24 protein-coding genes are annotated in these 16,492 nt (G+C 59.4%); 7 read left to right on the top strand and 17 right to left on the bottom strand.

The annotated features are described in order from the left end of the window. Positions 1-11 precede the first annotated feature (11 nt). Positions 12-1,208, bottom strand: coding sequence for an alpha-hydroxy acid oxidase (locus SynMINOS11_RS09650; protein WP_255445547.1), 1,197 nt, complete (start codon positions 1,206-1,208; stop codon positions 12-14). A 489-nt stretch (positions 1,209-1,697) separates the two neighbouring features. On the opposite strand from SynMINOS11_RS09650, the gene SynMINOS11_RS09645 reads away from it, so the two are divergent. After that, positions 1,698-2,537 carry a hypothetical protein gene (locus SynMINOS11_RS09645; RefSeq protein ID WP_186548190.1) on the top strand — a complete coding sequence of 280 codons (840 nt, stop codon included), beginning with the start codon at positions 1,698-1,700 and terminating at the stop codon, positions 2,535-2,537. A gap of 493 nt (positions 2,538-3,030) precedes the next feature. On the opposite strand, the gene SynMINOS11_RS09640 is transcribed toward SynMINOS11_RS09645, so the two are convergent. From SynMINOS11_RS09640 to SynMINOS11_RS09610, 8 genes are all read right to left on the bottom strand, one after another. After that, positions 3,031-3,219, bottom strand: coding sequence for a hypothetical protein (locus tag SynMINOS11_RS09640; RefSeq protein WP_186548188.1), 189 nt, complete (start codon positions 3,217-3,219; stop codon positions 3,031-3,033). Between the two features lie 259 nt (positions 3,220-3,478). Continuing rightward, positions 3,479-3,601, bottom strand: a complete 123-nt coding sequence (locus SynMINOS11_RS12990; RefSeq protein WP_255445378.1) for a hypothetical protein — start codon at positions 3,599-3,601, stop codon at positions 3,479-3,481. A gap of 39 nt (positions 3,602-3,640) precedes the next feature. Then, the gene (locus SynMINOS11_RS09635) at positions 3,641-3,988 is read right to left on the bottom strand and encodes a hypothetical protein (protein ID WP_186548186.1); all 348 of its coding nucleotides are present in this window, start codon (positions 3,986-3,988) and stop codon (positions 3,641-3,643) included. Positions 3,989-4,115: 127 nt separating this feature from the next. Beyond that, positions 4,116-4,865 (bottom strand): Coq4 family protein, encoded by a 750-nt coding sequence (locus tag SynMINOS11_RS09630; protein WP_255445377.1) that lies wholly within the window; start codon positions 4,863-4,865, stop codon positions 4,116-4,118. Positions 4,866-5,291: 426 nt separating this feature from the next. Continuing rightward, entirely contained in the window at positions 5,292-5,522 is a 231-nt protein-coding gene (locus SynMINOS11_RS09625) for a hypothetical protein (protein ID WP_186548184.1), read from the bottom strand. A 184-nt stretch (positions 5,523-5,706) separates the two neighbouring features. Continuing rightward, a complete protein-coding gene (locus SynMINOS11_RS09620) occupies positions 5,707-5,850 on the bottom strand; it encodes a hypothetical protein (RefSeq protein WP_186548182.1) in 144 nt (47 codons plus the stop codon). 64 nt (positions 5,851-5,914) lie between these two features. Then, positions 5,915-6,085, bottom strand: a complete 171-nt coding sequence (locus SynMINOS11_RS09615; protein ID WP_186548180.1) for a hypothetical protein — start codon at positions 6,083-6,085, stop codon at positions 5,915-5,917. Positions 6,086-6,308: 223 nt separating this feature from the next. Beyond that, positions 6,309-6,554 carry a hypothetical protein gene (locus SynMINOS11_RS09610; RefSeq protein WP_186548178.1) on the bottom strand — a complete coding sequence of 82 codons (246 nt, stop codon included), beginning with the start codon at positions 6,552-6,554 and terminating at the stop codon, positions 6,309-6,311. 185 nt (positions 6,555-6,739) lie between these two features. On the opposite strand from SynMINOS11_RS09610, the gene SynMINOS11_RS09605 reads away from it, so the two are divergent. From SynMINOS11_RS09605 to SynMINOS11_RS09595, 3 genes are all read left to right on the top strand, one after another. Continuing rightward, positions 6,740-6,946 carry a hypothetical protein gene (locus tag SynMINOS11_RS09605; protein WP_186548176.1) on the top strand — a complete coding sequence of 69 codons (207 nt, stop codon included), beginning with the start codon at positions 6,740-6,742 and terminating at the stop codon, positions 6,944-6,946. A 69-nt stretch (positions 6,947-7,015) separates the two neighbouring features. Continuing rightward, positions 7,016-7,483, top strand: coding sequence for a DUF2721 domain-containing protein (locus tag SynMINOS11_RS09600; RefSeq protein ID WP_186548174.1), 468 nt, complete (start codon positions 7,016-7,018; stop codon positions 7,481-7,483). A 12-nt stretch (positions 7,484-7,495) separates the two neighbouring features. Continuing rightward, on the top strand, positions 7,496-7,939 hold the full coding sequence (locus SynMINOS11_RS09595; RefSeq protein ID WP_186548172.1) for an arsenate-mycothiol transferase ArsC: 444 nt from the start codon (positions 7,496-7,498) through the stop codon (positions 7,937-7,939). A gap of 55 nt (positions 7,940-7,994) precedes the next feature. Here the strand turns inward: SynMINOS11_RS09595 and SynMINOS11_RS09590 are convergent, their stop codons facing one another. Continuing rightward, positions 7,995-8,174: a hypothetical protein gene (locus tag SynMINOS11_RS09590; protein ID WP_186548170.1), complete on the bottom strand. Its 180-nt coding sequence runs from the start codon at positions 8,172-8,174 to the stop codon at positions 7,995-7,997. 191 nt (positions 8,175-8,365) lie between these two features. On the opposite strand from SynMINOS11_RS09590, the gene SynMINOS11_RS09585 reads away from it, so the two are divergent. Then, on the top strand, positions 8,366-8,734 hold the full coding sequence (locus SynMINOS11_RS09585) for a hypothetical protein (RefSeq protein WP_186548168.1): 369 nt from the start codon (positions 8,366-8,368) through the stop codon (positions 8,732-8,734). 367 nt (positions 8,735-9,101) lie between these two features. Here the strand turns inward: SynMINOS11_RS09585 and purB are convergent, their stop codons facing one another. Together purB and SynMINOS11_RS09575 are read right to left on the bottom strand one after the other, a co-directional pair. Then, positions 9,102-10,397, bottom strand: a complete 1,296-nt coding sequence (gene purB / locus SynMINOS11_RS09580; RefSeq protein WP_011936314.1) for an adenylosuccinate lyase — start codon at positions 10,395-10,397, stop codon at positions 9,102-9,104. A 26-nt stretch (positions 10,398-10,423) separates the two neighbouring features. Further along, complete coding sequence (locus SynMINOS11_RS09575) at positions 10,424-10,642, bottom strand: hypothetical protein (RefSeq protein ID WP_186548166.1); 219 nt, start codon at positions 10,640-10,642, stop codon at positions 10,424-10,426. A gap of 103 nt (positions 10,643-10,745) precedes the next feature. Between SynMINOS11_RS09575 and SynMINOS11_RS09570 the strand changes: the two genes are divergently transcribed. Continuing rightward, positions 10,746-11,561 carry a TlyA family RNA methyltransferase gene (locus SynMINOS11_RS09570; RefSeq protein ID WP_186548164.1) on the top strand — a complete coding sequence of 272 codons (816 nt, stop codon included), beginning with the start codon at positions 10,746-10,748 and terminating at the stop codon, positions 11,559-11,561. Between the two features lie 5 nt (positions 11,562-11,566). On the opposite strand, the gene SynMINOS11_RS09565 is transcribed toward SynMINOS11_RS09570, so the two are convergent. Beyond that, the gene (locus SynMINOS11_RS09565; RefSeq protein ID WP_011936310.1) at positions 11,567-11,905 is read right to left on the bottom strand and encodes a P-II family nitrogen regulator; all 339 of its coding nucleotides are present in this window, start codon (positions 11,903-11,905) and stop codon (positions 11,567-11,569) included. Positions 11,906-12,026: 121 nt separating this feature from the next. Between SynMINOS11_RS09565 and queF the strand changes: the two genes are divergently transcribed. Continuing rightward, positions 12,027-12,425, top strand: coding sequence for a preQ(1) synthase (queF, locus tag SynMINOS11_RS09560; protein ID WP_011936309.1), 399 nt, complete (start codon positions 12,027-12,029; stop codon positions 12,423-12,425). Here the strand turns inward: queF and SynMINOS11_RS09555 are convergent. The 4 genes from SynMINOS11_RS09555 to SynMINOS11_RS09540 are packed head-to-tail and all read right to left on the bottom strand — an operon-like array spanning position 12,397 to position 16,465. Further along, positions 12,397-13,701, bottom strand: coding sequence for a cytochrome c biogenesis protein ResB (locus SynMINOS11_RS09555; RefSeq protein ID WP_186548162.1), 1,305 nt, complete (start codon positions 13,699-13,701; stop codon positions 12,397-12,399). The two genes, queF and SynMINOS11_RS09555, sit on opposite strands and share 29 nt — an antisense overlap. Further along, entirely contained in the window at positions 13,698-14,414 is a 717-nt protein-coding gene (locus SynMINOS11_RS09550; protein ID WP_011936307.1) for a cytochrome c biogenesis CcdA family protein, read from the bottom strand. The genes SynMINOS11_RS09555 and SynMINOS11_RS09550 overlap by 4 nt, the downstream gene beginning before the upstream one ends. A gap of 6 nt (positions 14,415-14,420) precedes the next feature. Then, positions 14,421-15,371, bottom strand: a complete 951-nt coding sequence (locus tag SynMINOS11_RS09545) for a lytic transglycosylase domain-containing protein (protein WP_186548160.1) — start codon at positions 15,369-15,371, stop codon at positions 14,421-14,423. Next, positions 15,314-16,465, bottom strand: a complete 1,152-nt coding sequence (locus tag SynMINOS11_RS09540; RefSeq protein ID WP_011936305.1) for an FtsW/RodA/SpoVE family cell cycle protein — start codon at positions 16,463-16,465, stop codon at positions 15,314-15,316. Before SynMINOS11_RS09540 ends, SynMINOS11_RS09545 begins: the two co-directional genes overlap by 58 nt. Between the last annotated feature and the right edge of the window lie 27 nt (positions 16,466-16,492).

Below are 16,492 nucleotides of genomic sequence, written 5' to 3'. Positions count from 1 at the left end.
GCAAGGGTGGATCAGTAAACAAAAGGTGGCAGGTAGTCATTCCCATGGAGTTGGTTGTCGCGCCGTAAAGATGCACCGGCTTCTTGGATCTGTCCAATCGAGTCGACCCCGGTGAGCTGCATCGCCCGCACCAGATCAGCTTTGAGGATTTCAAACACTCGCCTGAGGCCGGTTTCGCCTCCAGAACCAATACCTGCTGCCATGGCACGGCCAATACCAACTGCACGGATGCCATAGGTAAGAGCGATGAAGATATCGGTGCCATTGCGAATACCGCCGTCCATCAGGAATTCAAGCTTCGAATCCTTCAACTTCGGCATCTCATTTCGGACCATATGCAGTGTGGGTTGGACCCGATCCATTTGACGGCCGCCATGGTTCGACCAGACCACCCCATTGGCGCCGCAATCCTCGGCGCGCTGAGCATCCTCAGCACAATGCACACCTTTGACAATCAGGGGTTGGTCGCTACCCCACGCCTGCTTAATCCACTCGAGATCGCTCCAGGTGATTGCTGATTCAGCCAATTGACTGCCGATGTCGGTAAAGGGCATCGGCTTGCCTTCGGCATCAATGATGTTGACGAACTCCATCACCCCGTGATCGGCGTAGAAATCAAGCAACCAGTTGAGCCGAGGCAGCATCTGCGGAGCCAGCGAGATAATCCGCCGCAGTGATTGCAGTTTCTGCTGCAGTGTCAAACCCTCCCAGGAGCGCATTGCCTCCAACGGCTTCATCCGGGCATGCACCAGCCTCTGCCCTGAGACGCTGGTGTCAATGGTCAGGACTAGTGCTGTGAAGCCGGCTTTCTTAGCGCGAGCGATGCCGCGCAGTGCTGTCTCCCTACCACCGCAGAGATAGAGCTGGAACCAGCAGGAATTACTGGAAGCCTGCGCCACCTCCTCCATCGGTGTGCCCGAGAGGGTAGATAGGCCCATAACGGTGCCGAACTGCCCCGCCACCTTGGCCGCAACAGCTTCTGCCTTGGGATAAAGCGTGCGCAGGCTGCCGACAGGCGTGATGTACCAGGGCAGCTGAATCCGGTGATCCAAAACCGTAGTAGAGGTGTCGACCGCCTCAAAGTGCGTAGCTCCCTCGGCATTGACGAAGCTCTGCTGAAAGGCGCGGACATTGGCGTGCAGTGTGATTTCTGCATCAGCGCCACCTCGGAAGTATTCGGACACGACAGGAGGCACTCGCCGTTGCATTCGGTACCAGATGTCTTCAGTAGTCATGCAGTCCTCGAAACCACCTGGAGGCATGACGGAAGGGCTTGGTTTATTCCTTGTTGCTAGCTAGCGATTTGGACTCAGGCTTTGTTTGCTGTGCTCCAACTGGCTGCCTTCCCGGACACCTGCACCATCTCCTCTGCCTTTGTGAGGCGCTAACCATCCGCTGGCTAGCCCAACGACTACTGCAAGGCCAAGCTCGATTGGAGCGCTGAACCCGCTGCCGAGATCGTTGGCGGCAACCCGGAGTTCCTGTGACCAGGCACGAAAAAAAGGGCGGATCCCTCAACCGCCCCAGTGTTCGACGCACCGCGAATCCCCATTCACGGCGAACTAACGCTATGTATCCGCCTGAACCTTTTTGTGCTCAAAAGCACGATCTGTGTATCCGCCTGAACACTTTGGGTGGTGCCCCACCTAGAAGGGGCGGTCTTAGACGACGACCCTTGGTTCATCTATGGGTGTCAGGTGTACGCCCTTCAGAACCTTCAGGCCCGCCACTACAGAGAACTGATCGCCAAGGCTTACGAACTTCAGGGCTATCGAGTCGAAACGATCGACCGTCCACCCACAACAGCAGAAGCCAAGCGCTGTACAGCCCAAACAGCTCATACAGACGCTTCAAACCTGAAAGAAGCGGACCTAATCGCGGACGCCGACGAACTCTCAGATGACCAGTCACCTGAAACGGTTGCCCGTGACAGGAAGAAAGATGACATCTGCAAGAGATTCAATATCAGCCATGGAGAACTGACCGCTGAGCATGTACTCGGCGTAGCTAACGCTTTCCCCGCCCTTCGCAGCAGGCTGCTCTACAACAATGCGACCGCGCTTGGTTTGTTTACTCATGGTCGGTTAGAGCAATTGGGTGATGCTTACGTCTTAGACCGAGCGCGAATTGCACAACTGCATCTAGAGCTGCATTGGATAAAACAACTGACTACCGAAGCCTGTGCCGCAGATTTACTCACCAAAAAGGACTGGTTTAGTGCCAACGACGACTGGGTGAAGCGTTTACATCGACTGGTGATGGAAGATTCCTGTGCCAAGCGATACATAGGCAGCAGACACTCAAGCTTCAGCTGTCCCATTGGTGTTGTGCAGGCAATTCTGCAAATTTTTGGATTCGGCACTGAAATAAAGCGCCAACGGGTTGATGGCCAAATTGTCCGCTTCCATCGCGTGACTGACCCGCTGCACCACTTCAACCCCGCCAAGGTGCTGAATCACTGGGAAGCCAGGCCAGAACTGGTTTTAGGCGACCTAGACGCTGCCGAAAGCGAAGTAGCTATGACGGATTATCCGTAATAGAAAGCGCAATGCAGATAATCCGACACAGGGACTAAATACTGTCCCGTCTAAACGGTACGGTTCGCTACTTCACCTGCATTCAGCGATTGCCACTTTGAAAATATCCCGCATGGTTTTGCAGGACTGCAGCGGGTCAGCATCGCCTCAGCACTTAGGAACAGCTGGGGCTTTGCGCCACTAAGTAAGCACTAATTACTGTCCCATCTAGACGGTACAGATGAATACAGAATCACAGTTCTGTGTCTGACAGGTTGAACCAGTTCAAGGAGTTTCATCCGTCTCCGAAGAGCAGCATCGCCTCAGCTTCCCGCCCTTTGGCTGGGGCTTTGTTGTGTCCGCAGAAATACTTAAATACTGTCCCATTTAGACGGTACGGCTGGACACCACATCGTCAGCAGGGTTTCATCCGTGTAAGGAGTTAACCCTCTTACCTCACACAACCACACCTCGGCGGACACGTCATTCGTCGAGGCTTTGTTGTAGCTGGTTGTTAGCTAAAGCCATGCCTCTTTCGGGCGCGCTTGGTTGCGGTCTTCTTGCTCACCACGCCAAACGACTGGGGCGGGTTGAAGTCGAATGAGTTGACCAGATCCAGGGTTTCATCTGGGGTCTTTGTGCCAAAGAGATATCCGAGTTCTTCAAGAAAATCATCGTCAACCAGCAGCGTGTCATTGAGCATGCCTGCGGTTCAACGTCGTTGCCTAACTGTCACCGTTGGCTGCGCTGGCGTTATCGCCCTTCATCCTTTCAACGCAGCTGGGGTACTCCTGGGCATCTAGGCACAGCCTGTGAACCTTTGGATCTAAGCAGTTGTCGCAAGCGAACGCTGGGAGGCTGCCTGTAATGACAGCGAGAGCAACGAGAGCAGTGCGGAGCTTCATCCCCGTGGCGTCGAAAAAGTTGATTTAGGTCTAGGCATGGAACCCAGCCTTGGCTCGTCATTTCCTCTGGAGCCGCCTCCACTCCGAACCAACCGGCGGCAGCACCGGAGCAAGCTCAAGCATCTGCGGAATGCTCAGCACAACGTCTTCTGAGAACACCGCCACAAGCTCAAGGTCCAAGACGTGCTCAAGGCCGTGGTGAATTGCCCTTGGCCCTTATTACCTCCTGCCGAGCACGTAGCCGATCAGCAATCCAGATCCACCGGTCAGCAAGGCCATTTGAAGGCGCTCTAGATCCTTGTCGCTCATGCCTCTGCTGAATGCCAACGCAGCGGATACCAGCAGCATGAAAACCGCGAGCCAATAAACACGCCCTTTGGTTGGGCGCTTGCCTGAACCACCAGTCCTTCCTGAGTCACCAGAACCACCAGAGTCTCCGCCCCATACCGATCTCCCGGTTGGCGGTTGATTGCCCCCGGCAGCATCAGTGCGGCTCAAGCGTTTGGCCTCCGCTTCATCCCTGGCCATCTCTTCTTCGACTTGGCGCAGCTGTTCTTTGGGATCCATCGAGCCAGCCTCTCTCAATAGCTGGGGTCATGGCGAGGAAAGCAGGGAAAGCTGGCTGGCTTGTAGACATCAAAAAGCCCCTGCTTCTGCAGGGGCGGGGAGCGCTAGCCATTTCAGAGCTGGATTACTAAAGAGTTAATCCATAGATGTTTGCAAATTCATCCTGGAATGGAGACGATTTCAGCAGCTCGGTGATACCCAATTCATCCTGCCAATCGATGATCGATTGTTCCCAGCCATCTTCCCAGCGAGGCGAGAAAAGTTCAGGCACCTTTTGGCCAACTGCAATACCAAAACCGATGGCATCCCAGATTAATCGGTGCTCACTGGGCTCGTAGGCGCCTCGCAGCATCCATGACGATAGAACTCCAATGTGGTACGGACTTGATCCAGTGCTTGCATAAAATGCCGTCGCAGCAGCTTCACCTGCAACTGTGATCGGAAGACCAAGAATCGTGTGGTGAATTTCGTGCAAACGTGCACCTCTGGTTACCACGTATTCTTCATCTGTTTGGGATTCTTTCACCTGTGATTGATTCACTAAGAAAGAAATTCCAAGCTTCTCTAGGCGGCGATGGACGCACCATCCAAGGCTCCCTTTGGGCATAGCAGCCATTTGCTCAAGGTCTGGCCACAGCTGTGAAGGTCGGTTGGCAAGCAGGGTCTGGATTTTTGGTGTGGCCAGAGCTCTTTTTAGAATGTCTTTCTGCAGCTTGGTATCTCCTGGAATGCCAAAATATCGACCGTGTTGGAATATTTTGTCAGGCTGCTTTGCTGTCTGAAGAATAGAAAGTCCTAGCTTGGTAGCGCCATCAGATAAAGCTGATCGTACGTAATGCTTTTGTTCTGAAGTCATCTGTTGATGAAGCTCTGTCATCAATGTCGCTGGAACCCCAGGAGAGTTGCTCCCCTGAAAGGGTGATTTGCTTCTGAGACTTTCCTAAGTCAGCGGCGCCTGCCGAGGTCCTGCAGCTCTGAGGTCTTGGTTGATTGAGCGCTAAGGCGTATGTGATCTTCAAGGCATCGCAAACGATCTGAAAGCAGCTACTTTTTCGGCACCAACTGCCCGCATCAGTGATGCACCCGGATCTTGCCGAGGCCTTGCAGGAGCACATGGGGCTGGTTGTTGACCTTGCCACCGCTTGTGAGGACACCGAGGAATCAGTGATTGCAGCGAGGTCAATCCGAGAGGCCACCATCCGGCTCAGTGGACTGTTTGAGGTGCTCAATGCGACCAGCGCAACCCTCCCTGCTCAACCAGCTCCATCCACAGTGGTGACCCCACGCCATGTGCCTGGGCAGCTCATTCCTCTGGCCGCAGGAACACCGATCCGGGCCGCTGCATGAAGGTGGCTAGATCCAGCATTTCGTCGACGGTGAAGCCAGCATCCTCTGCGAACACAGCGACGAGCTCGCGATCCAAGACATGCTCCATGCCATGACGCATTGCGTCCTGCCGTGATTCGCATCGGTAGGGGCTGAGCTTGTATTCATCGCCGACCTTGAACGCCAGCCAGTACAGCTTTCGCGTCATTGCGCCAGCCTCGCTGCTCTGCGCCGCTGATCCTTCAACGAGAGCTGAGCGCACTCAGCGCCCTTGAACCCGAATTGGCAATAGAAGCGGACGTAGGCAGTCAACGCGGCGGGCAAAAGCCAAACGGCAACAGCTGCAGGCAATAGGAGCAGCCCCCACCTGATGCAAGAGAGGTAGGAAGCCATCAGCGGAAGCGATTCTCGATCTCCAGGCGTTGATGAGCCGTTGGCGCCAGCTCCAGGCTGTAAGCCGCAAACCCGATGCAGGCCAGCAGGGAGAGAGTGACGACCAGGGGGCCAGTGCCGAAGATTTCGTGGAGGAGTTTCATCGCTCCACCATCACTGCCGTTGAGGGTTCCCCGCTTCCCCCAAATGGGTGAATGGCCAGGCGGTTCAACGGCAGCCTTTCCAGCGCTCAGCAGCAGAGCTAGTGATGCAAAAAGACTGCTCGAACTGCTTGGCTTGTTCGCCTGCATGAGCAGGCTCTGGTTTGGCCATGGCCAGTCCGGTGATTGCGGCGGCAGCGCCGATGGTGCCGGCCAGGAATTTAATTGCGTTGTTCATAGGTCTTCCTCTCGGATGACTTCACCATCGCTGGAAACTTGCGAGGTTTGGTCCCCTGAAATGGTGATTTGCCTCTGAGACTTTCCTGAGTCTGCGGCGCCTACTGAGGTCTTGCGGCTTGGCCTCGGGACCACCCGGAAGACGTTGGTGGCTAGGTGGCGAGAACTTGATACTGATAGTGCACAAATCAACGGTGAACAAAGCTGAGCTTTGATGTAGCTCCTTAGGTTGAATTTCCAGTGGTTGTTCTCCAGAAATGGAAACTCTTCAGCCAAAGACTTTCCAACACCCCCTGGATGAACAGGAGCTGTTGGAGCGGATCATGGCCCGTTGGAGAGCACGCCTGCTTCTCCATGGACCTGATAGCGACCTGGGCCGAGAAGCCAGGCGCCAGCTTTTCAAGCTGGAATCCAGGAGAAACAATCTCAAGTGGAGAGGCACGCCCCTCAATCAAAAGAAGCGCCAGCAATCCTCAGGCGGATCTGCACAGCACCCCGCCTGATTGAAACGGCGGTTCAAAGCGCCCTGAACGTTTTCATGGCCCATCAGTGGAAGGGTGGAGATAACTTCATCAACGCTCAGCTGCTTTTCACCAGAACAGGGGATCACAGCCGCTGAGTTACGAGCGACGGTGGAGATGTCGGGTGAAGATCCATGCCTCGCTCAACCCAATTCATGATGGCCAGCGTTGTTGCTGGCTTGGCGGGAATTTTCATCGCTGCTGGTGCTGCCATTTCCCATCAGGCGGGCCCTTGTGAGATCAGCGTTGCCGATGGCAGTCCCTTGAGAGAGGGAGCGGTCAGGCTCTACGGCATCCGGCTGATTTGCGCCCAACCGCGGCTGACGGAGATCAACCGCTGAGCTGGAAGCCGCTCGTTTGCTCAGGCTTAAGCCTGCTTCATCAGCTTGGACCTGTCGCTAGCCAGAACGATGCTCCTCGCTATGGCGCAACCAGCAACTGCGGCCGCTGAGTCATTGGCCCATGCCATCCGCTTGTCGATGGCGCCGGCATTTCTGCTGGTGGGTGTGGGCGGGCTGATGGGTGTGATGACCACTCAACGGCTCAAGATCGTTGAGCGCTACCGGGTGCTGCATGCCGTGCGTAACACCGGAGAGGATCTGGTCAGTGCTGATCAGATCGCTTGTGAACTGCGTGTTCTGCAACGGCGTTTGCGGCTCACCATGCAAGCCATCACGTTGCTGACGCTGGTGGTGATGATCATCTCGCTGGTGATCGCGATTCTGTTCATCAGCGTGATCAGCCAGATCGATCTGACCCTGGCGCTGGTGCCCCTGTTTGTGCTGGCGATGCTCGGGCTGATTCTGGCCTCAGCGTTGTTCCTGCTGCAGCTGCGCGTGTCGTGGCAACAGGCTCTGCGCGTTGGCGTTGCCGTTTGATTTACCAAGACGATGACTCGCGTTCTCTTTCTCTGCACCGGCAATTACTTCCGCAGCCGTTTTGCCCAGGAATGGTTCAACGCCCAGGCTCAGCAGCGCGGGCTGAGCGATCGGCTGCAGGCCAGCTCCGCCGGCCTGAACGTCCATAGCGGCAGCGGCAATGTGGGTGCGATGGCGCCAGAAGCGATTGAGGCTCTGGAGCAACGGGGCATTTCCCTCGTGGTTGACGAGCTGGCCATGCCCCGGCAAGTGACGGAAGCTCTGCTGCAGAGCGCTGATCGGGTGGTGGCTGTTGATGAAGATGCCCACCGGCCGATGGTGCAGGCCCTCTTCCCTGCCTGGGAAGAGGCGATCTGCTTTTGGAGCATCAAAGACTTGGGCGAAGGCGATCCAGCTGTGGACCCGATCGCAGCGATTGAGCACAAGCTCAACAGCCTGTTGGATGAGTTGAGTTAAGGCGCCAGCTGGATGGGCCGATTGCTAATGGATGCAACGCCAACACCGCGGCGGTTCAACGGCAGGCTTTCCAGCGCTCAGCGCCAGAAGCGGTGAAGCAATAGGACTGCTCGAACTGCCTGGCTGCTTCGTCTACGGGCGAAGCTTGAGATGGGCTCGCATAGGTAGCGGTGGTGATAAGAACAGCAATGGCACCACAAGCAAGCGAAGCAACTGCTTTTTGGAAGTTGGTCATTTGCTTTAAAGGGGTAGTGGAATCTCTCCCGGACCTCTTCACCATTGCTGGAACCCTGCGAGGTTTGATCCCCTGAAATGGTGATTTGCCTCTGAGGCTTTCCTTAGTCAGCTCACTCAGTTGGAGCGAGGTGCTGGGCGAGCCTTAATCAGGCTGCTGTAGGACACCCGAGCACACTTGCCAGAAGTGCCATGGCTAGGCCCTTGGCCCTGCCCGAGCAGGCGACCGGTGCTTTTGAAAAAGGCGGCTGGCAGGTGTTGTTCCGCCTCAGCGACGGGAAGCGCGTCAGCAGCACCACCCTGCTGCATCCAAGTGAACGGCTGCAGGTGACCCTGCAGATCCCCTTCGAGGAGGACGGCAGCGACTGGATGCTCTGGCTGGAAGCCTGCGGCGAGATGCCCGCCAGCCTTAGCGGTGCCCTGGCCCAACCCATGACGCTTCGGACCATGCTTGATGTGGCCAGGTGGCTGCAAGGTCCGATCGAGGAAATCGAAGCCATGGCCCTGGCCAGTGGCACCCAATTGGTGCTGCAACTGGCCGGCAGCGGGCCCAACAGCTGACCTAAGGCAGGCAGGCCCCTGTGAAACGCTCCCTGCTGCCTGAACGCGTGTTGGTATCAACTTGGACCTTTAGAGGGCAGGTGGACCCGTACTGTTTTCATACGGCCGCTTCTAAAAAGCGATCGGACAAAACAGGTGCCCTCGGCTGGGCGCCTTTTTTATTGCCTAGCCGAGGGCGCGGACGCTTGAGGCTCCGGATTTGTGATGGTTACGGGTTGCGTTGGCTTGGCTAGAGAGTCAACGGGGGGAACGGTCCTGTCCCTGGCTCGAAGAGCCTCGGGTTGTTGACCACCCCGCGCGCCAAAGTCCGGCGTAGATCGTGGATGACTCCCTTAACCGGGCGAACTGGCGCGCCAACGCCGATCGCTCAGATCGCCAAGCGGGCGTAGATGGTGTCGAGCTGGGCTTGATGCCGCTCGGTGCTGAAGCAATCGGCTAAGCGCTCAGCGCTGATGCGATCGGTGACTGCGGGATCGTTCTCGAGCGCCTTGCGGAAGTTGCCGCCTTCGACATTCCAGGCGGAATGGGCATGGCCCTGCACCAGCCGATAGGCGTCTTCGCGGCTCATGCCGCTGTCCACTAAGGCCAGCAACACCGTTTGGCTGAACACCACACCGCCGTAGCGGTTCATGTTGCGCTCCATGGTGTCGGGGTAGACCTGCAGACCGCTCACGACCTTCGTCATCTCCCGCAGCATGAAATGCAGGGTGACGCTGACATCGGGAAGCATCATGCGCTCCACCGAGCTGTGGCTGATGTCGCGCTCGTGCCACAGCGCCACGTTTTCCAGAGCTGCCACGGTGTAGCTGCGCAACACCCGCGCCAAGCCGCTGATGCGTTCGCTGCGGATCGGGTTGCGTTTGTGGGGCATGGCTGAGCTGCCCTTTTGCCCCTTGGCAAAGGCTTCTTCCACCTCGAGCACATCGCTGCGCTGCAGGTTGCGAATCTCTGTGGAGAAGCGCTCCAGGGCCGTGCCCACCAGGGCCAGGGTCTGCACGTAATCGGCGTGGCGGTCGCGGCTGATCACCTGGGTGCTGGCTGGATCGGGCCGCAGCCCCAGCAGCTCACAGGCCCGTTCTTCGATCTGCGGTTCGGTGTTGGCGTAGTTGCCCATGGCGCCACTGATCTGGCCCACGCTGACGGCCTTCTGCAGTCGCTTGAGGCGTTTGATGTTGCGCTCGGTCTCCGCGAGCCAGCCAGCCAGCTTGAAGCCAAAGGTGATCGGCTCGCCGTGGATGGCATGGGAGCGCCCGATCATCACGGTGTTTTTGTGGGCCCGTGCTTGCACGCGGATGGCTTCTGCGAGCTTGTCGAGCTCGCTGCGCAGCAGCTTCACCGAGGCCTTGAGTTGCAGCGCCAGGCCGGTGTCGAGCACATCGGAGCTGGTCATGCCCACGTGGATGTAGCGCCCGGCATCACCCACGTGTTCGTTCACGTTGGTGAGGAAAGCGATCACGTCGTGGCGCACCTCGGCCTCGATCTCGAGGATTCGCTCGCGGCTGAAGGCTGCTTTGTTCTTGATCGTGGCGAGTGCTTCAGCGGGCACGCGGCCCAGCTCGGACTGGGCTTCGCAGACAGCGATTTCAACGTCCAGCCAGCTTTGAAACTTGGCGTCTTCCGTCCAGATCCCGCCCATCTCCGGCAGGGTGTAGCGCTCGATCAAGGGTTTTGCTCGGCCAATCGACCAAATTACCCGGGGCTCAAACTGCGGCGGGCCACTTCCCATTGGATCGCTGGGCCCCAGGCCTGCTGACGTACCCAGCAGCGCCGCCCTTGGCAGCGAATCAGTTCAAACGCCGGCAGGTCGCTGGGGTGGTGGTCCAGCTTCACAAAACTGCCCGGCAGAAGCCTCTCCGGGAAAGCCACCACGGCCTCGGCGTCGGCAAGTTTGCGGAGTGGGTCGGCCATCGACTCTCTGCAGCGAATTGATCTTCGTCGGAATTTTTCAGCTGGCAGGTGACCGTCTGGATTTCCTCGGATTTGGTGTTGCGATCTGTGATGGAATCAGCAAATGGCACGTCGGCAGCGGCTCGATCTACGGCTGGTGGAATTGGGCCTGGTGGCCAGTCGCCAGAAGGCCCAGCAGCTAATTCGCGCCGGCAAGGTGCGCCTCGGTGATGCGGTGCTCGACAAGCCCGGCCATGAGATTTCGCTGGAAGCGGTCCCGGAGGTGACGTTGCCGCCCCGCTTTGTCTCCAGGGGTGGAGAGAAGCTGGCTGCCGCCCTGGAGGCTTTGCCGGTGCAGGTGGAAGGGCGCTGTTGCCTTGATGCCGGCATCTCAACCGGTGGCTTTAGCGATTGCTTGCTGCAGCACGGGGCCAGCCGCATCTATGGCATTGATGTGGGCTATGGCCAAACCGCTTGGAGCCTGCGCCAAGACCCCCGAGTGGTGTTGCGGGAGCGCACCAACCTGCGCCACCTCACGTCAGAGGATCTCTATGGGCCGGGTGATCCCCAGCCCGATCTGGCGGTGGCCGATCTCTCGTTTATTTCCCTCTCGCGCGTGCTGGAGCCGATGCAAGGGCTGTTGGCTGGTGGGCCGCAAGCCGAAGCGGTGTTGCTGGTGAAGCCGCAGTTTGAAGTGGGCCGCGAGCGAGTGGGCAAAGGCGGCGTTGTGCGTGACCCCAAAGCCCACGCCGATGCCATCGCTTTGGTGGCAGCAGCTGCTGAACCCCTGCAGTGGTTTCCGCAGGGGTTGGTGGAATCACCGATTACCGGTGCCGCTGGCAATCACGAATATCTGCTGTGGCTGGGCCCCAAAAACGAGCTGGACTCCAGCGCCTGGACAGCATTAATTGAGCAGGTGGTGCAGCGCACCAATGCCTGAAGGGCTCAGATCGCAGTGTTGTCGCGATCGCCGGTGCGGATGCGCACCACCGAATCAACGGGGGAGACAAAGATCTTGCCGTCGCCGATCTCACCGGTGCGGGCGGCTTCTTGCACGGCATTGACCACCGTCTCAACTTGAGGCTCGTCCACGACGATTTCGAGCTTGAGTTTCTGCAGGAATTCGACGGTGTATTCCGAGCCCCGATAGCGCTCAACCTGCCCTTTCTGGCGTCCAAAACCGCGCACCTCGGTGACGGTCATGCCCACGATGCCGGCATTCACCAGCGCCATCTTCACGTCGTCCAGCTTGAAGGGGCGAATGATTGCCTCGACTTTTTTCATGGTCTGCGCGGCCTTTGACAGGATTATGGCCCCGGCTCATTCCATCGAGCGAGTCCTGGGGAAGGCGTAATGGTCGTTACGGTCTTCCAGTGTCTGGGCCCTGCCCTTCGATCGATCACCTGTGACCTCTTCAAGCAGCACTCAACGTCCTTCCTATGGCGAGCGGGCCATCGCTGAGGCAGAGCTGATCTGTTTCGACAATCCCCGCCAGGGGCGCCCCTATGACGTGGCGATTTCCCTGCCTGAGTTCACCTGCAAGTGCCCGTTTTCGGGCTATCCCGATTTCGCCAAGTTGCAGCTCACCTATCAACCCGGCCCGCGCGTTCTTGAGCTCAAAGCCCTCAAGCTCTACGTCAACAGTTGGCGTGATCAGGCCATCTCCCATGAGGAGGTGGTGAATCGCATCCTCGATGATTTGGTGGCTGCCGCTGCACCCCAGTGGATGGAATTGGTGGCTGATTTCAATCCCCGCGGCAACGTTCACACGGTGATCACCGTGCGTCATGGGGAGCGCCAGTGATGGCGGAGCTGCCCAGCTTGGGGAGCTCATCGGCAAAGGCCACCAAATTGCGATTGCAGAGCCCAGCGATGTGAAGCCGGTCTGATTCGCTGATCGCCCACAGCTGTCGGGTGGCGATCAGGCTGAGGCCGCCCCCCAGCAGGGTGATGGCAAAGCCGGCGTACACCAAGGGCACGCCGGGGTCGCGCTTGATCAATAGGCCACTAGCTGGCATTACATCAGCAATGCGCAGCGGCAGCCCCAGAATCTCCTGGCTTTCACCCCCAACGGTAAGTAGGCCCAGTTGCTGGCTATCGGCGCCGTAGACCTCCACTGGCCCCAGCTCGCTCTGCAGCGCCAGCAGCACAGGATCGCTGCCATCGGGGCGTGTGGGCAGCACCAGGCCCCAAACCTGCTCGCCGAGTTCGGGGAAGGTTTGCAGCGGCAGCTGCAGCAGCGGGCTTTGGCCCAGTTGCATCGTGACGGCCGCCAGGCCCCAGTCGGCTTGGTAGACGGTGATGCCGCGATGCCGCAGTGGGTGATTCACGCTCACGGCCGCCGGCTGCGCTGGGGCGCCGGTGCCATCGCGAAGCAGCAGCTGGGAGGAGAACTGTTCGGGCCGGCCGGCCGGATCCCGTTGGATCGCAAAGGAATCAAGTTGCAATTCCAGCCGCGTGTCGCCTTGGGGGTTGAGCAGTTCCAGCGAGCGGCCGGGCGCCAAGAAGCGCTCCAGCCGCTGGCCGCCAAAGGCTCCCACCACAGCGCCCACCATGAACACGATCAGTCCGGTGTGCACCAGCAAGGGCCCCACCCTGCCGATCACGCCGCGGCGGGCGGCGAGTCGGTTCTGTTGACGGCGCACTGCCCAGCCCTGTTGCTGCAGTTGGCGTTCCAGTTGGTCAAGGGCCGCGGTGGAGTCGCCCGTGTCCAGGCTGGTGGCAACAGCCAATTTGCTCAGCTGTCTGGGCTTGGTGTAATCGAGCCAGCGCAGGCTGGCCCGCAGAGCAGGCCATTGGCGCCGCAGGCTGCAGAGCAGCAGGGCCAAGCCCAGCCAGGCCAGCAACAGCAAAAACCAGTTGCTTGTGTAGAGGTGATCGAGCTCCCAGCTCAGCAGTTGATTGCCATTGACCACCCCCAGCCAGGGGGCTGCGTCATAGCGCTCGTGATAGAAGGCCGCCGGCTCCCCCTGAGGGATCGCCGTGCCCAGCCCGCTGCAGGCTGCAATCAACAGCAGCAGCACGATGGCGACGCGCAGGTCGGACAACCAGGCCGCAGCTTTGAGAACCAGGCTCTTCATGTCAGGCGCGAGACCAGGCTGAGGCCGCCGATGACCACCAAAACAGCGCCACTAATCGGAGGAATCCATTGGCTCACTGCGCGCAGCGCCAGCAGCTTGGGAATCGAAGCGGCCAGGCTGCCGGCCAGCAGCAGGGGCAACACCTGACCGGCGCCAAAGCAGCTGAGCAACACCATGCCCACCAACGGTTTGCCGCTTTGCGAAATCCACGCCAACAGCACCGCCAGCACCGGAGTGGTGCAGGGGGAGGCCGCCAGGCCAAAGGCCAAACCAGCGGCCGGTGGACCGAAGCCAGCTGGTGCAAACCGGCGCCAGCGCTCAGGGTCGGGCCCGGAAGGCAGCCGTAAGGGCAGGAGCCCAAGCAAATTCAGCCCCATCAGCACCGCCAAGATGGCGACCGCCACGGAAATCGCTTCGGGTGTTTGCCCGTAGAGGCGGCCGAGCATGGCGCTGGCAGTGCCCAAGATCACCAGGGCCCCCACCACCCCTGAGCAAAAGCCTGCGCTCCGCTGCCAGGCCGGGCCCTCTCCAAAACCGGCCAGGTAGGCCACGCTCACCGGCAGCAGCGACAAACTGCAGGGACCAAGGCTGGTGAGCAAGCCACCGGCGAACACCAGCACCAAGGTGAGGGGCGTGGGATGTTCCAAGCCACTGCGCAGCAGCTGTTCGCTGGCTTGGGCCAGGTCGGCAAGCGAAAAAGAAAGGCTCACCAAAGCACCCTATCGAGCAGGAGGGGCACTCCACGGGGCTTGCTGCAGATAGGCCTCAACGGGAATCGGTTGCTGACGCTCATACCCCTCGGGCAACCAGAGGTCTCCGTTGGGCGAGGCGTAGTGGATTTGCCATTGGTGGAATTGGGCCAGGCGCTTGGGGTCTTCCCGCATCAAATCCGCGTAGGTCTGCACCGCGCGCACGTAGTTCCAGCTGTTGTTGTATCCCCAGATCGCCTGGGGCATGTTCTCCGGTCCACCTCGGCGCACCAAGTAACGGGCCGCTGCCGCGATGGCATCAGCGGGATCATCAATCGAGCCAGCACCGATGCCGGGCTCTGCCCAGGTGCTGGGCAAAAACTGCATCGGTCCGCGGGCCCCAGCGACCGAGAGGCCTTGCAAGCGGCCCATGCCGGTTTCCACCAGGTTGATGGCGGCCAGGGTGGCCCAGTCGATGCCGGTGTCTTGTTCCGCCTGCTTGTAGTGCTTCAGCAGGGCATCGGCGCTAATCGGTGGGCTGATGCGCCAGGCCGGCAGTTGGGCCGGGGCTGGGCTGTAGCGGTGCATGGCTAAAAACTCGCGCCTGGCCTGCACCTGGCGTTGGGCTACCGAACGCAGCTCAGGGTTGAGTTGCTGCAGGACCGCGGCATCCCAGTCCGGGTGGTGTGACCACTGCCGGTAAAGCACCTGCTGGCGGTGGGCCAAGGACGCGAAGCTCGCATCACTGGGGTTCATCCCAGCCAGCTGGTTTTCGACGCGGTTGAGCTGCTGAGCCAGTGGCACCGCGGCCTTGGGCACGCTCGGGTAGCTGCGGCCGTTGGGAGCCGCTACGCCAGCTGGGTATTGGGGAGCCGGAGGCTCCTGGCTAATCGCTTCGCTTTGTCGTCCCGCGCCGCAGGCCGTTAGGAGCGCGACGGCCGCGAGGAGAGCGAGAGAGGATCGGCGGATTCCAGCGAGCATCGAACAAGCAGACCGGCAATGAACAGGCTGGCCAACAGTGAATTGCCGCCATAGCTGACCAGCGGCAGGGGCAGGCCGGTGGTGGGCATGGCGCCGCTGGCAACAGCGATGTTCATTATTGACTGGCCCACCAAGATCGTGGTGCAGCCAATCGCGACAAGGCGCAACTGGTTGCCCCTGGATCGCAGCGCCACCCGCAAGCCCATCAGGGCAAAGACAGCCAAAAACAGCAGCACCACCACCGAGCCCACAAAGCCAAATTCCTCGGCGTAAACGGCAAAGATGAAATCGGTGGTTTGAATCGGCAGGTACATCAGCTTTTGAGTGCTGAGCCCGTAGCCACTGCCGCTCAATCCGCCTGAACCGATGGCCAGCAGGCTTTGCACTAGCTGGTAGCCGTTGCCTAGCGGGTCTTGCCAGGGATCAAGGAACGAGGTGACCCGCAACCGCTGGTAGTCATTGATCAAGATGCTGGTGGTGCCGGCCGTGAGCCCGAGCCCTGCAATGCCCACCAGCCAGTGCAAGGGAAGCCCGGATGCCAGGGCCATGAGCCAAAGAACCAGTCCGGTGAGCGAGGCCGTGCTGAGGTTGGGTTGCTTGAGGATCAACAGGATGATGCCGCCAAGAATCGCCATCCACAGCACCCGCTGATCCAAGGCCAGGCGCCGCCACTGGGAGAACAACACCGCCCCTTGCAAGACGATGAAGGGCTTGATGAGTTCAGTGGGCTGGAGCTGAATCGGCCCTAACACCAACCATCGGCTGGCCCCATTCACGGTGGTGCCGATGATCAAGGTGAGGGCAACCAGTCCGGTGCCGATCAAGAGGGCCGGTGCGGCCAGCTGCAGCCAGCGTTTCAAAGGCGTGCGCACCACAACGGAAAACAGGGCCCAGCCGGCCAGCATCCAGATCAGTTGCCGTTTGATCGTGTAGAGGGCATCGCCGAGTTCCTGCTGCGACACCCACCAACTGGCGGAGGCCAGCACCAGCAGGCCGAACACACTCCAAGTGGCAATCAGGCCCAGCAGCAGTCTGGTTTCCGCGGGCCAGAGGTTGATGGGAAGGGTCAGGAGCCCCTGGGTCCCCCGGGCCATGCCAAGTCTCCTAATGGCCTATTGAGC

This window comes from Synechococcus sp. Minos11 (genome assembly GCF_014279855.1).
Classification (GTDB): domain Bacteria; phylum Cyanobacteriota; class Cyanobacteriia; order PCC-6307; family Cyanobiaceae; genus RCC307.
This window is presented reverse-complemented; position numbering and strand designations above follow the sequence as displayed.

Excerpts from the sequence above, each read along its gene's own strand:
- SynMINOS11_RS09620 (WP_186548182.1), bottom strand. The coding sequence starts at position 5,850 with ATGAAACTCCTCCACGAAATCTTCGGCACTGGCCCCCTGGTCGTCACT.
- SynMINOS11_RS09555 (WP_186548162.1), bottom strand. The coding sequence starts at position 13,701 with ATGAAGAGCCTGGTTCTCAAAGCTGCGGCCTGGTTGTCCGACCTGCGC.
- SynMINOS11_RS09640 (WP_186548188.1), bottom strand. The coding sequence starts at position 3,219 with ATGCTCAATGACACGCTGCTGGTTGACGATGATTTTCTTGAAGAACTC.
- SynMINOS11_RS09630 (WP_255445377.1), bottom strand. The coding sequence starts at position 4,865 with ATGACAGAGCTTCATCAACAGATGACTTCAGAACAAAAGCATTACGTA.
- SynMINOS11_RS09615 (WP_186548180.1), bottom strand. The coding sequence starts at position 6,085 with ATGAACAACGCAATTAAATTCCTGGCCGGCACCATCGGCGCTGCCGCC.
- SynMINOS11_RS09570 (WP_186548164.1), top strand. The coding sequence starts at position 10,746 with ATGGCACGTCGGCAGCGGCTCGATCTACGGCTGGTGGAATTGGGCCTG.
- SynMINOS11_RS09650 (WP_255445547.1), bottom strand. The coding sequence starts at position 1,208 with ATGCAACGGCGAGTGCCTCCTGTCGTGTCCGAATACTTCCGAGGTGGC.
- SynMINOS11_RS09540 (WP_011936305.1), bottom strand. The coding sequence starts at position 16,465 with ATGGCCCGGGGGACCCAGGGGCTCCTGACCCTTCCCATCAACCTCTGG.
- SynMINOS11_RS09625 (WP_186548184.1), bottom strand. The coding sequence starts at position 5,522 with ATGACGCGAAAGCTGTACTGGCTGGCGTTCAAGGTCGGCGATGAATAC.
- SynMINOS11_RS09590 (WP_186548170.1), bottom strand. The coding sequence starts at position 8,174 with ATGACCAACTTCCAAAAAGCAGTTGCTTCGCTTGCTTGTGGTGCCATT.
- SynMINOS11_RS09545 (WP_186548160.1), bottom strand. The coding sequence starts at position 15,371 with ATGCTCGCTGGAATCCGCCGATCCTCTCTCGCTCTCCTCGCGGCCGTC.
- SynMINOS11_RS09595 (WP_186548172.1), top strand. The coding sequence starts at position 7,496 with ATGACTCGCGTTCTCTTTCTCTGCACCGGCAATTACTTCCGCAGCCGT.
- SynMINOS11_RS09565 (WP_011936310.1), bottom strand. The coding sequence starts at position 11,905 with ATGAAAAAAGTCGAGGCAATCATTCGCCCCTTCAAGCTGGACGACGTG.
- SynMINOS11_RS09635 (WP_186548186.1), bottom strand. The coding sequence starts at position 3,988 with ATGGATCCCAAAGAACAGCTGCGCCAAGTCGAAGAAGAGATGGCCAGG.
- SynMINOS11_RS09575 (WP_186548166.1), bottom strand. The coding sequence starts at position 10,642 with ATGGCCGACCCACTCCGCAAACTTGCCGACGCCGAGGCCGTGGTGGCT.
- SynMINOS11_RS09605 (WP_186548176.1), top strand. The coding sequence starts at position 6,740 with ATGCCTCGCTCAACCCAATTCATGATGGCCAGCGTTGTTGCTGGCTTG.
- SynMINOS11_RS09600 (WP_186548174.1), top strand. The coding sequence starts at position 7,016 with ATGCTCCTCGCTATGGCGCAACCAGCAACTGCGGCCGCTGAGTCATTG.
- SynMINOS11_RS09585 (WP_186548168.1), top strand. The coding sequence starts at position 8,366 with ATGGCTAGGCCCTTGGCCCTGCCCGAGCAGGCGACCGGTGCTTTTGAA.